12 protein-coding genes are annotated in these 12,554 nt (G+C 46.3%); 4 read left to right on the forward strand and 8 right to left on the reverse strand.

The features are described 5' to 3' along the window. The first annotated feature begins 119 nt into the window (after window positions 1-119). From H70737_RS28245 to H70737_RS28255, 3 genes are all read left to right on the forward strand, one after another. Window positions 120-782, forward strand: a complete 663-nt coding sequence (locus tag H70737_RS28245; protein WP_042192689.1) for a futalosine hydrolase — start codon at window positions 120-122, stop codon at window positions 780-782. Then, window positions 782-1,633 (forward strand): 1,4-dihydroxy-6-naphtoate synthase, encoded by an 852-nt coding sequence (locus H70737_RS28250; protein ID WP_042192692.1) that lies wholly within the window; start codon window positions 782-784, stop codon window positions 1,631-1,633. The genes H70737_RS28245 and H70737_RS28250 overlap by 1 nt, the downstream gene beginning before the upstream one ends. A 293-nt stretch (window positions 1,634-1,926) precedes the next feature. Continuing rightward, complete coding sequence (locus H70737_RS28255; RefSeq protein WP_042192694.1) at window positions 1,927-2,748, forward strand: class I SAM-dependent methyltransferase; 822 nt, start codon at window positions 1,927-1,929, stop codon at window positions 2,746-2,748. A 69-nt stretch (window positions 2,749-2,817) separates the two neighbouring features. Here the strand turns inward: H70737_RS28255 and H70737_RS28260 are convergent, their stop codons facing one another. The 7 genes from H70737_RS28260 to H70737_RS28290 all read right to left on the reverse strand — a co-directional run bounded on the left by H70737_RS28260 (window position 2,818) and on the right by H70737_RS28290 (window position 10,074). Next, the gene (locus H70737_RS28260) at window positions 2,818-3,798 is read right to left on the reverse strand and encodes an alpha/beta hydrolase (RefSeq protein WP_042192697.1); all 981 of its coding nucleotides are present in this window, start codon (window positions 3,796-3,798) and stop codon (window positions 2,818-2,820) included. A 223-nt stretch (window positions 3,799-4,021) separates the two neighbouring features. Further along, entirely contained in the window at window positions 4,022-5,389 is a 1,368-nt protein-coding gene (locus tag H70737_RS28265; RefSeq protein WP_042192699.1) for a sensor histidine kinase, read from the reverse strand. After that, a complete protein-coding gene (locus H70737_RS28270) occupies window positions 5,386-6,060 on the reverse strand; it encodes a response regulator transcription factor (RefSeq protein ID WP_042192701.1) in 675 nt (224 codons plus the stop codon). Before H70737_RS28270 ends, H70737_RS28265 begins: the two co-directional genes overlap by 4 nt. A 209-nt stretch (window positions 6,061-6,269) precedes the next feature. Beyond that, window positions 6,270-7,343, reverse strand: a complete 1,074-nt coding sequence (locus H70737_RS28275; protein ID WP_042192703.1) for an ABC transporter substrate-binding protein — start codon at window positions 7,341-7,343, stop codon at window positions 6,270-6,272. After that, window positions 7,340-8,173, reverse strand: a complete 834-nt coding sequence (locus H70737_RS28280) for an ABC transporter permease (RefSeq protein WP_042131492.1) — start codon at window positions 8,171-8,173, stop codon at window positions 7,340-7,342. Before H70737_RS28280 ends, H70737_RS28275 begins: the two co-directional genes overlap by 4 nt. After that, window positions 8,163-8,975 (reverse strand): ABC transporter permease, encoded by an 813-nt coding sequence (locus H70737_RS28285; protein WP_042192705.1) that lies wholly within the window; start codon window positions 8,973-8,975, stop codon window positions 8,163-8,165. The genes H70737_RS28280 and H70737_RS28285 overlap by 11 nt, the downstream gene beginning before the upstream one ends. Next, on the reverse strand, window positions 8,965-10,074 hold the full coding sequence (locus tag H70737_RS28290) for an ABC transporter ATP-binding protein (protein WP_042194671.1): 1,110 nt from the start codon (window positions 10,072-10,074) through the stop codon (window positions 8,965-8,967). Before H70737_RS28290 ends, H70737_RS28285 begins: the two co-directional genes overlap by 11 nt. 308 nt (window positions 10,075-10,382) lie before the next feature. On the opposite strand from H70737_RS28290, the gene H70737_RS30065 reads away from it, so the two are divergent. Then, window positions 10,383-11,480: an FUSC family protein gene (locus tag H70737_RS30065; RefSeq protein ID WP_052404453.1), complete on the forward strand. Its 1,098-nt coding sequence runs from the start codon at window positions 10,383-10,385 to the stop codon at window positions 11,478-11,480. A gap of 114 nt (window positions 11,481-11,594) precedes the next feature. On the opposite strand, the gene H70737_RS28300 is transcribed toward H70737_RS30065, so the two are convergent. After that, window positions 11,595-12,482, reverse strand: coding sequence for a DMT family transporter (locus tag H70737_RS28300; RefSeq protein ID WP_042192707.1), 888 nt, complete (start codon window positions 12,480-12,482; stop codon window positions 11,595-11,597). Window positions 12,483-12,554 lie beyond the last annotated feature (72 nt).

Here is a 12,554-nt window from a genome sequence, read left to right on the forward strand (position 1 = left end):
TTTTTAAGAGCGTGATGAAAATCACTCTAAGTTTGACCTGACCCTTAAAACGGCGTATTCTTGTCTTTACGAATGACTATTTAGTAAGCGATTTCACTTCTCTCAAAGGAGGCAACCTGATGGTGGAGGAACAAGCTGGTGCGCGGCGCGTGCTGATCGTAACAGCTGTAGCCGCAGAGCGAGACGCGGTCCTGCGCGGCCTACAAGGCAGCGACAGGTTCCATGTGATTGCTGCCGGCGCAGGTACGGCAGCAGCGGCGGCGGGAACCGCCGCGGCACTCGCAGCCGGATCTTACGGCTGCGTAATCAGCGCCGGGATCGGCGGCGGATTCCCGGGGGTGGCACCTTTAGGCTCGCTGGTCGTTGCCAGCGAGATGATTGCCGCCGACCTCGGGGCCGAGACGCCGGAGGGCTTTCGCAGCGCTGCCGAGCTTGGCTTCGGCAGCGTGTCCGTGCCGGCTGACCACGGCACGGTACAGGCAGTTTCGGCCGCGCTGGCAGCGGCCGGACTGACCGTAAGCACGGGGACCGTGCTTACGGTCTCGACGGCGACCGGCACCGCGGAGACGGCCGCCGCCCTCATCGCGCGGCATCCCGGTGCCGTCGCGGAAGCGATGGAAGGCCACGGAGTTGCCGTGGCCGCTGAGGCGCTAGGGCTCCCGGTACTGGAGCTCCGCGCCATCTCGAACCCGGTCGGTCCCCGCGACCGGGCCGCCTGGAAGATCGGCGATGCAATGGAAGCATTAACGGCGGCAGCCGCTATACTATTGGAGGTGCTGTAATGACAACTGAGCTTAATATCGCTTTTTCCCCTTGCCCTAACGATACCTTTGTATTCCATGCCTGGGCACACGGGCTTGTCCCGAATGCACCACAGCTTAATGTAACCTATGCCGACATTGATATTACCAACACGCTTGCTGCTAATGGAGAGGGACCTGAAGTCCTTAAAATCTCCTATGCCGCTCTACCTTGGGTTCTTGAGCGCTACAAATTGCTGCCATGCGGCGGCGCACTGGGTCGTGGCTGCGGGCCGTTGCTTCTTACAGCAAGTGGCCCAACCGCGATTAAACGTCCCGAGAAGCTAGCTGGACGCCGAATTGCCGTACCTAGCGAACGTTCTACCGCTTATCTGCTCTTCAGATTATGGGCAGCACAGCATATAACGGGAGGGATTGGCGAAATCGTCGTCATGCCTTTCGATGAGATCATGCCTGCCGTACGCGATGGACATATCGACGCTGGACTGGTAATTCACGAAGCCCGTTTTACTTACGCATCTTATGGTCTTAATATGCTGACTGACCTGGGCAGCTGGTGGGAAAGCGATACCGGACTGCCGATTCCACTCGGCGCGATCATTGCTCGCCGCGATCTGGATGCCGATGCCATCACTGGCTGGATTCGCAGCTCTCTACAATATGCGTGGGATCATCCTACCGATTCTAGAGATTATGTGCTTAGCCACGCTCAAGAGCTGGCTCCAGAAGTGGCTAAATCACACATTGATCTCTATGTGAACGACTTCTCGATGAATCTAGGCGATGACGGCTACGCTGCAATCACCTCCTTACTAAATCGTGCTGCAGCAGAAGGACTTGTACCTGCCATCGATCCTGCATTACTTCGGTAGCATTTGCTAGACGTTCTTAGCGCACTTTAAAACTAGACATAACCCACAATCCCCGGTACACCATAAGGTGTTCTCCGGGGATTTTTGTTTGAAATATAAGAAAGTATAAGTTTCACACCATACTTTATGTCTTATATTTCTCGTTTAAACACTTGCCGTCCTTATAAGGACGCCGAAGGCATTTATGCTTGTTCTGAGTAACATTCCCCACGATTGCTTCGATCCATTATTTGGCATGGCGAAGCGATGGCTATACAATAGACCTATAAATAGGTTCTATGAAGGAGGATCACATGATACCTGAAAACAATAGCAAACAAAACATCGATCGATTTCTCGGCTTTCAAGAGGACTATGACCGTTACCGTCCTGAAGCTCCTGGCATGATCATCAAGCTGCTGACCGACTACTTAGGCAGCACACCTTCAGTCGTCGCAGATATAGGCTGCGGCACGGGCTTGTCTACTTTTCTGTGGAAGGATGTCGCGGACAACGTAATTGGTATTGAACCGAATCCAGATATGCTGGGAAAAGCAATCGATAAATTAAGCCGGATAGAAGATCCTCAATCCATCACTTTTGTACAAGGTTATTCTAACCAGCTTCCACTTGCAGTGGACAGCGTAGACATAGTGACCTGCTCACAGTCATTCCACTGGATGGATCCTGAAAGCACACTTCGAGAAATCTCCCGGGTCTTGAGAACAGGTGGTGTCTTCGCTGCCTACGATTGCGACTGGCCTCTCCCCCTTCAACAGAAGGTAGAAGAACGTTACAACCAACTGATCTCCAAATCCGAGGAACTGCTCGCCTCACTCTTACCTGATGCTGAGAGAGCACATAAATGGGACAAAGAAGGGCATTTGTCACGGATTCAGGCTAGTGGAGCTTTCTCTTTTGCAAGAGAGATCGTATTTCATAATCTTGAGTCCTGCGATGCACAGCGCTATGTTGGACTCGCTCTAAGCCAAGGGGGTATAAGAACCGTTCTGAAGCAAGACGCTACCCTACTCAATCAGGACATTGCAGATTTCAGCGCTGCAGTTGAAGACCATTTTCAAGGACGCACCTTAGAGGTACTGATCAGCTACCGAATGAGAATTGGCATCAAATAATTTCCGCCCTTAAGCGCAAAGAACGCCCCGATTTTCCTTATAGGAGGAAAGTCGGAGCGTTTTCTTATTTTATTTGACTTCTTCCATGAACAAATTTAGGTTCTCAACGATTTCCTTAGATCTGGAATGGTGTAAATAATGTCCGCCTTCGAATGTCATCACTTTTCCATGCACAGATTCCTTAACTTGCCCTTCATGCAGAGGAATCCAATCTTTCACGGTTGTATTATTCGCTTGTATAAAGAATATAATGGGAAGGTTCTTGTCGAATTTCAACCCTCTGGCTGCGACAAAGTTAGGATATATATGTTCCATTTCATTTAAGGTAGTGGAATTATTCATATTTTTGAGCGATATCAATTTCATTTGTTTTTTGGTCTCATCATCAAATGGCAGTCCATCATAAGGGTCACCGCTTAATTGCAATCCCAATCTAATGATACCTGAATCTTTGAGCAGCTTTAATTTTTTTATCGGGAATTTAACATCCATACCGCCTTGCTCAGGAACACTACTATCAACCCCTACAAATGCACTCACTTCGTTTGGATATTTCTTCGCATATTCCAATCCGTAAATACCTCCAATGGAGTGACCCATTAGAATATATTGGTCAATGTTTAGATTCTGTACGGCTTCATGAACCTCACTTATGATATTCGCTGTAGTTCGTTCCTTATCGGTCTCATCACTTAATCCATACCCAAACGGCTCAACCGCGACCACTTTGTAAAATGGTGATAACTCATCAATCAACGGCTTAAAATCAAGTGCTGGCGCTCCAGTTCCAAAGCCCGGGATAAGTACAATAGTCTGCTTCCCTTGTCCTTGGATCAAAACATTCATACTTTTTCCGTCAACAGGAACTAACTGACCATATTGATGTATTTTTTTCTGATCAGATTTGTTGCTAATCACATTAACTGTATAAACAACAGCTAGAAAAAGCACGATCAAAATCACTATTGCTCCTAATATTTTAAGCAACAAGTTACGTACTTTATGCTTTTTCTTTTCATTCCCCGTTTTTATTACCTCTGTTTGTGTCACCCTCATCTTCTCCTGTCCTAATCTATTTATTATGTCGCCTTAACGTTTCGCTAATGAGATCTTAACCAACGATGATGTACTCCTCATGACCACAATATGAACTAAATATGAATAGGCAAAAAAAAATACTACGGCAGCGCAAGCAAGAAATCTTACCTGTGCTACCGTAGTATGAACAATGAGGCGCGCGTTCAACCCCTCGCAAAATATCCTTGAACGATAATTATTCTGTCGGCACTATAATTGGTAAGGTGACGATGAAGGTCGTTCCTTGGCTAGGTTCGCTTTCCACTCGGATATCCCCTTTATGAAGCGATACGATCTGTTTAACAATGGCTAGTCCCATCCCGCTACCGCCATACTTGCGACTGTGAGAACGATCAGCTTTAAAGAAGCGTTCAAATATACGTTCTTGGTCCTCGGGAGAAATACCAATGCCAGTGTCGGATATTCGGACGATTACATTGTCCAAATCTTGTTTGATGCTGACGTTAATCACACTGTCATCCTTGGAGAACTTGATGCTATTTCCAAGGAGATTCGTCCACACCTGACTTAACAGATCATGGTCTGCACATACGATTACTGATTTCAAATCAAGTTCAAAACTAATGTTGCGTGCCGACCATTGGGGCTGTATCGCCACGATTACACGTCTGATCTGTTCGTCAAGACTGAACGTGATAAGCCGCAGTTGTTGGGATTGCGATTCAAGCAAGCTCAGCTTTAACAAACTATCGCTCATCTTGGACATCCGCTCCGCTTCAGCAATAATAATGTCGAGATAACGATTCCGTTCATCCTCTGTGAGGGCTACTTTCTTGAGCGCAATAGCATAACCAGATATCGAGGTAAGCGGAGACTGAACCTCATGCGACACATTCGTTACGAACTCCCTACGCATTTGCTCAAGGTGCTGCAGATCGTGCATCATTTCCTCGAAGCTATTAGCCAAGGTACCTAGCTCACCCATCTGCTTAATATTCAATTCGACATTAAAATCCCCAGTTGCTATACGCCTAGTTGCCTTTGTAAGCCTTTTGATCGGTCTCACTAAGAACATAGAAGCGACCAGTATCAATACGCTTCCCGTTATTAACGAATACGCCAAAAAATTAAATAGCAGATTCCTCGTAGAAGACAAAGTAGGAGGCACAATCGGCTCCACAAACATCGCCTTCGTTCCCATTTCAGTTTTCAAAGGTAGTCCTAAGAGGTTGGAAGAACCTATACTCGGTTTAACTTGAACAGCTTCACCAGCCAATACTTTCTTCAGTTGCTCCCTAGTCACGGTAACAGGGCTCTCTCCATTAAGCACTCCGTAAGACTCAAACTGACCGTTCTCATCGTAAATTCGAATATGGTAGGAATCAAGCTGCTTCATTCCACTTATAAGAACATCCGCTTCACGTGATGGTAAGGTTTCGTATATCCGGGCGATGTCCTGACCAAAGCGAAGTAAGGGAATTCGCAGGTTTTCGTTTAATTTATCTTGAAATACCCAGGTTGTCACAAATAGAGAAATCAGTGTGCCTCCGATCACGGAGACTAGAAAGGTCAGAACAACACGTGTATATAACGATTTGATCATTCATATACCTCAAGCCGGTAGCCAAGTCCACGGACCGTCTCAATGCGAAAATCAGGTGTAGACGCGAACCGTTCGCGCAGACGTTTGATATGCACATCTATCGTTCGATCGTCTCCAGCGTAATCAATCCCCCAAATCTGATCGATTAACTGCTCGCGCGTATAGACTTGTCCGGGTGTTCCAGCGAGCTTATACAGCAATTCGAACTCCTTGAGTGGCAACGTGAATGACTCTGTTCCTCTCATCACCTTATAGGTTTGCCGATCAAGGACGACGTTGCCGAACTGGATCGTCTGAGTGGAACCAATCTTGTATCGCTTCAATAAGGATCTAACACGAACCGTCAACTCCAGCGGATCGAATGGCTTCGTCAAATAATCGTCTGTCCCCAGTTCGAAGCCCTTCACCTTCTCCCAGGTTTCACCTCTCGCAGTTAGCATAAGTAAGGGAAGATCCGGATTGGCTTTTCGGAGCTCTTTACATAACGTCCACCCATCCATAATCGGCATCATGATATCGAGTACAACAAGATCAACCTGCTTTGAGGCGTAAACGGCTAACGCTTCTTTGCCGTCTGCAGCTTCGGCTGTATCAAATCCGTCGTTACGTAGAAATAAACAGACGAGTTCGCGAATGTTCGCGTCGTCGTCAGCAACTAGTATAGTAGGCATTCGTACCCTCTTTTCCTGTTATCCATCCTAGCCATTATACTACAATATACTTTCAGCCAAGAAGGAACGCCTTCGGCATCATTTAAAGGGTGATGATCGTTTCACGAAAGCGCAAAACTTATACTTTCTTATCTTTCAAAAAAGAGCGTCTAACACGGTAATCCGCATGTAGACGCTCTTGAAGTCGTTTGACTTTACCTCCAAACGACTTACTTTTTATTCATCTTAAACTTCAGGAAGAGCTCATTGTAATGAGCAAGCATCCGTTTGCCAAGATTATCATACACCTCAAGCCGATCCGTAATCTCAGCAGGCGGGTAGAAACGGGTATCCTCGGAAGTTTCCTTCGGAAGTAGCTCCAGCGCAGGGATGTTAGGTGTAGAATAACCTACGTATTCTGCATTCTTAGCCGCTACATCTGGGCGAAGCATGAAGTTAATGAACTTATGCGCTCCATCCACATTATCCGCAGTTCGTGGAATGACCATGTTATCAAACCACTTGTTCGAACCTTCCTCAGGCACTACATAATCCAATTTATCATTCTCATCCATGATCTCAGAAGCATCACCGGACCACACAATCCCAACGGCAGCCTCTTCATTGGCAAGCAGCATCTTGATCTCATCTCCGACAATCGCCTTAACGTTAGGAGACAGCCTATTCAGCTTGGTCAGTGCTTCTTGCAGGTGAGCCTCATCCCGGTCATTAACGGAATAGTGCAGGCTGTTCAAAGCCATACCCATCACTTCGCGTGCTCCATCCACCAAGAAAATGTTGTTCTTCAGCCTGCTGTCCCAGAGGGAATCCCAGCTGGTGAAGTCCATCCCTTTGGTCATCTCCGGGTTGAAGATAATCCCGACGGTTCCCCAGAAGTAAGGCACGGAATACTTGTTGCCAGGATCGAAGGAAAGGTCCATAAACCGCGGATCAACATTCTTTAGATTCGGAACCTTGCTATGATCCAGCGGTATGAGCAAATTTTCTTCTTTCATCTTAGCAATAGCGTAATCCGAAGGAATTACGACATCAAAAGTAGTTCCACCCTGCTCCACTTTAGTTAGCATAGCTTCATTAGAGTCAAAAGTTTGGTAAATGACCGTTAATCCGGTCTCTTTTTCAAATTCCTTCAACAGATCAGGATCGACATAGTCGCCCCAGTTATAGATAGTCAGTGTATTCCCTCCGGAATAGCCCTCTCTCGAGTTCATCCAGGAGCCCAAGTACATTAGAGCGAATGCCGTGATCATGATCGCCAAAAAAGCATTTACCAGCTGTTTCATCTAGGCACCCCCGCTTCCGCCACTGGCTCCGCCACAGCTTCCGAGGTATTCTGACGGTTCTTCTTAAGGGTCAGGAAGTAATAACCGACAACGAGCAGTATCGTGAACAGGAAGATCAATGTCGATAGCGCATTAATGGATAACGACACCCCTTGCCGAGCTCTGGAATAAATCTCAACCGATAGCGTCGAATAACCATTACCCGTTACGAAGAACGTAACTGCAAAGTCATCCAGTGAATACGTAAGTGCCATGAAGAATCCACTAAAGATCCCCGGTTTGATAATCGGCAGAATAACCTTAGTCAGAACATCCTTGCGGCTTGCGCCAAGGTCACGTGCGGCATCCGTCAGTGAAGGACTCATATCCTGTAAATGCGGCAGAATCATCAACACGGCAATCGGTACACTGAACGCGACATGCGAAAGCAGGACGGACACGAAGCCAAGCTTGATGCCTGCAATGGTGAACAAGATCAGGAACGATGCACCGATAATGACATCCGGACTAACGATCAACACGTTGTTCAGAGATAACAAGGTGTTTTTAGCACGGCGGTTCTGTACACTCTTAATGGCCAATGCACCAATAATAGCGATAAGCGTGGCGATAGCCGAGGACAGAAGCGCGATTACAAGCGTGTTAATCATGATGATAATCAGACGTGTATCCTGAAGGACCTCACGGTAGTAATCCAACGTAAAGCCCTCGAACTTGTGCATCGTCCCCCCGCTGTTGAACGAATAGTACATCAAATAGAAGATTGGCGCATACAGAACAGCGAACACTAGCACTAGGTACAGATTGGAGAACCCGTTTTTATTTCTCATTCCGCACCCCTTTCCGCGATCCGCCGGTAATAATCATAAACAGCGCCATAATAGCAATCAGAAACACTGCGACCGTGGAGCCCATGCCCCAGTCCTGTGTGACCAGAAAATGCTGCTCAATCGCAGTACCGAGTGTAATGACCCTGTTGCCTGCAATCAGACGAGTAATCATAAACAGGGACAGCGCTGGTATGAATACCGCCATACAACCGGAACGTACACCCGAAATGGTCAATGGAAAAATAACGCGCCGGAACGTCGTCCAGCCTGAAGCACCCAGATCACGTGCCGCATCCAGCAAGGATAAATTAAGATCCTCCAAAGCGCTGTAGATCGGCAAGATCATGAATGGGATAAAGATATACACAGATACAAATACAAAGCTGAAGCCCGTAAACAAAATTTGCTGTTCTCCGATTCCAAGCAGATCAAAGAAATTGTTGATTGGTCCGAACGTACCAAATATGCCGATAAAAGCGTAAGTTTTCAGCAGTAAATTAATCCATGTCGGTAAAATAATCAGCAATAACCATAGCTGCTTATGCTTCGTTCTCGTCAACAGATATGCCGCCGGATAGGCGACCAGCAAAGAGAATGCTGTAATCAAAAACGCATACCAGAATGAGGTCAGCGTCATTTTTAAGTACACAGGTGTAAAGAAGTTCACGTAGTTATCTAGCGTAAGATGCCCATCCAGATCAAATAGAGAATAATAGATGACAAGCAGTACTGGTGCGATTACAAACAAGGCGATCCACAGGTAATAAGGGATGAGATAATACGATCTGCCCTTATTCTTCATGACTCTCCACCTCGCCGTAAGCTTCCAGACGTTTGTCGAACTCTTCCTCCGTTTCACCAAAACGCATAACATGAATCGCTTCCGGATCAAAATAAAGGCCAATTTCACTACCTACCGTCGCCTTACGTGTAGAATGCACAAGCCATTCATGTCCGGATTCATCATAACAACTGATTTCATAGTGGACACCCCGGAACAACTGGGAATCCACTCGCACACGTAGCTTACCCTGTTCCAGCGTTGAAATTTCCAAATCCTCAGGGCGTATAACAATCTCCACAGATTCGTTTGGTTTAAGACCAGCATCAAAACATTCAAAGCGGCGCCCGTTAAACTCCACCAGATAGTCTTCAATCATAACACCCGGAACAATGTTGGACTCGCCAATAAAATCAGCCACGAAACGGTTAATTGGCTCATCATAGATATCATTAGGTGTTCCGCTTTGTTCGATTTTTCCTTTGTTCATGACAAAAATCCAGTCGGACATCGCGAGTGCCTCTTCCTGGTCATGTGTAACAAAAATAAAGGTAATGCCAAGTCGTTGCTGCATTTCACGCAGTATGTACTGCATCTCTGTTCGCAGCTTCAGATCGAGCGCAGATAGCGGCTCGTCCAGCAAAAGAACCTGCGGCTCATTCACAATCGCACGAGCAATAGCCACGCGCTGACGTTGACCACCGGACATTTCGTTAATGGCACGCTGCTCGTAGCCCACAAGGTTAACGAAACTTAGCGCTTCCTGCACCTTCTTCGTGATGACGTCTTTCTTAAGCTTCTTAATGCGCAGTCCGAAAGCCACATTCTCGAATACGTTCAGGTGTGGAAACAATGCGTAATCCTGAAAGACCGTATTGACCTGCCGCTCATTGGCTGGAATGTGGTTGATCACTTTACCGTTTAAATAGATAGAACCGCTTGTTGGCTCTGCGAACCCAGCGATCAATCGTAGAATAGTCGTTTTACCACAGCCTGATGGACCAAGTAGTGTATAAAATTTGCCGCGCTCTATCTCAAAGCTGACTCCTTTTAACACCGGATCTTCGTCGTCATATTGCTTGGTAACCTCTTCAAATGAAATAATGGTGCCTTCCTGAATAGCTATAGCTAACAACCTCCCTGCCTAAAGTATCACAATACTATTTTACCCGCATCTCGCGGAGAACAATCGAATGGGCATGCTCAGCGCTAATAAGCGACAATTCCTCCTCTCATTCGACACTCCAATAGATATAGCATATTAGATTGTACCATTATATGCGATAGCTTACATGGATAAGGAATGCGTAAACTTAACAACTTTGTAAAATATCCAGTCCTCCAGGCCTTTTTTAAGGTGTTATAATGAAAACGAACTGAAAGACCAGACAGTTTTTTTCATTTTTTTCCGAAAGAAGATGAATGATAATGAACGAGGGGTTACAAGACCGCCTTGAAAAATATGGTTTCTCACTTTACATGATACGAATTACGCTGGCCGCTTCACTTTCATGGGTCGCCGTACACAGCATATATGGTAGCCAATATTTATACTTTGCACCCCTTGCGGCTATCCTCATCACCCAAGCCAGTGTTAAAGCATCGCTAGAAAAAGGAATCTACCGCCTGATCGGCATTATTCTTGGCGGGATCGTTAGCCTAATTGTTGGCCAGTTTTTTGATGTAGGTGGGCTTTCTATCCTGCTCATTCTACTCATCGGGATTGGCATCGCTACGGCCTGTAAGATGAACATTCAAGCTGTCTCACAGGTGGGAGTTACTTCCGTCCTGGCTCTTACTTTCTACCAGAATGACTACGTGCTTTGGAGAATAGGGGAAACGTTCATTGGTGTGCTGATCGCCCTGGCCATCAATATGATTATCGTGCCGCCGAACAGGTTCGTCAAGGTAAAAGCATTGGCATTCGAAGGAAGTCTTCTACTTGCGGATGCATTAAAAGATCTCGTAGGCGTAAGACGTGATTCTCCGAAAGACAATTTGCTGGAGGAAGCAGGTAAACTCCTGTCGAATAGCAGCCGGGAACAGAAAGAAATGTTCTATACCCTCACACATTATCAGTGCCGGGGTGAACTGAAGGGACTCATACAGGCTACCTCACATCTAAAAAGCATTCATTCCTACGTCAAAGAAATCGCCGACGATATTCGTCTTCTGCCAGCGCATCACGCCTCTTCGGATTGGATGAAGGATGTGCTGGAATCAACCGCAGATTGCATTGCTCTTTATGGAACCAGAACCTTATCAGACGCCGAATGCCAACGTTCTCTTGCCGATTGCATACAACGCGCTCGAGACCTGCAACTGGCAAGTTTCTCTGAACTACAAGGGAATTGTTCGCTATCAAGCATTCGTGATCTTGGTGCGGTCTTCAGTCACTTAAACCGGGTGTTGGAGGAAGTAGAGCGGGCTAAATCTGCTACTTATGTTGTAGCCACTCGGCCCTCAACGGCTGAAGTCGCACGCGCTTTACGTTTTATTAAAAAGGGACTCTCCCAGAAGCTATAAGCTTCGGGAGTGTCCCTTTTGTTCAAATATAAGGATGCCGAAGGCGTTTATGCTTGCCTATTCATCAATATGCCCTCATACGCCCCTGATTACTACAATCACCACATAAATTAACTAAACCGACTGCTTCGCGGCACGCCCGATCCTCACGTTCACCAGAACAATGCTGCTAACAATAAGCAGTAGACCAATCACAAGATTCAAAGTAATCTGCTCATTTAAAAAGACTACACTAGTACCTATCGAGATCAGTGGAATCAAAAAAGTGAATGATCCGACCTTCCCTGCCTCTCCCTCGTTAATCAGCTTGAAATAGATCAGCCAGCCTAAAGCGATCACAAAGACTGCAATAAACAGCGTATCGGCTATAAACGTTCCACTCCAGGTGATATCCGACCACTTCTCTGTAGCAGATCCCGAAAGCAGCAAAATGATACCACCGATCGTTATTTGCATAGCGGTCATCCATAGCATATCCACGCGCACAGCATTTCGTTTCATATATACCGTTCCTAATGCCCAGCTCAAAGCACTGGCTAAAGCAAGCACAATTCCCCATATAGAGATGCTTCCGTTAAGTCCTCCAATACTGAGGGAGCCTACTCCGATGAACCCTAGCAACAGACCTGCCATTTTGAGCCCGCACATACTCTCTCCTAACCACAGCCATGAAAAAATGCCCAGCAATACCGGCTGCAGAAATACAATGGACGAGAATAATCCTGCGGGTACATACTGCAAGCCAATCGTCTGAAATCCATAATAAAACACGATACTTAATATAGCCGAAGTCAGATAGATCGGCCATAGCTGCTTGAAGCGAAGCTCCTTCATCTTAGGAAGTGCAATTAGAATCAGAATGAATCCGCCGATGACGGTTCGGATACCTGCAAATAATAAGGGCGGAGCGTAGTCTAAGGCGATTTTGGATATAGGCCAATTTATGCCCCATACAATCACCAAAAATATAAGAAGGATGATGCTTTTCTTCTGCTGATTCATGTATTCACTCCTTGGTGTAGATTCATCACAAATGATACAATAATTAAGAATATAAATGAAATGAATAATACT

This window comes from Paenibacillus sp. FSL H7-0737 (assembly GCF_000758545.1).
Classification (GTDB): domain Bacteria; phylum Bacillota; class Bacilli; order Paenibacillales; family Paenibacillaceae; genus Paenibacillus_AQ.

Bases quoted from the DNA above. Each gene is read 5' to 3' on its own strand.
- H70737_RS28255 (WP_042192694.1), top strand. From the start codon at position 1,927: ATGATACCTGAAAACAATAGCAAACAAAACATCGATCGATTTCTCGGC.
- H70737_RS28250 (WP_042192692.1), top strand. From the start codon at position 782: ATGACAACTGAGCTTAATATCGCTTTTTCCCCTTGCCCTAACGATACC.
- H70737_RS30065 (WP_052404453.1), top strand. From the start codon at position 10,383: ATGAACGAGGGGTTACAAGACCGCCTTGAAAAATATGGTTTCTCACTT.
- H70737_RS28280 (WP_042131492.1), bottom strand. From the start codon at position 8,173: ATGAGAAATAAAAACGGGTTCTCCAATCTGTACCTAGTGCTAGTGTTC.
- H70737_RS28285 (WP_042192705.1), bottom strand. From the start codon at position 8,975: ATGAAGAATAAGGGCAGATCGTATTATCTCATCCCTTATTACCTGTGG.
- H70737_RS28300 (WP_042192707.1), bottom strand. From the start codon at position 12,482: ATGAATCAGCAGAAGAAAAGCATCATCCTTCTTATATTTTTGGTGATT.
- H70737_RS28245 (WP_042192689.1), top strand. From the start codon at position 120: ATGGTGGAGGAACAAGCTGGTGCGCGGCGCGTGCTGATCGTAACAGCT.
- H70737_RS28270 (WP_042192701.1), bottom strand. From the start codon at position 6,060: ATGCCTACTATACTAGTTGCTGACGACGACGCGAACATTCGCGAACTC.
- H70737_RS28265 (WP_042192699.1), bottom strand. From the start codon at position 5,389: ATGATCAAATCGTTATATACACGTGTTGTTCTGACCTTTCTAGTCTCC.
- H70737_RS28275 (WP_042192703.1), bottom strand. From the start codon at position 7,343: ATGAAACAGCTGGTAAATGCTTTTTTGGCGATCATGATCACGGCATTC.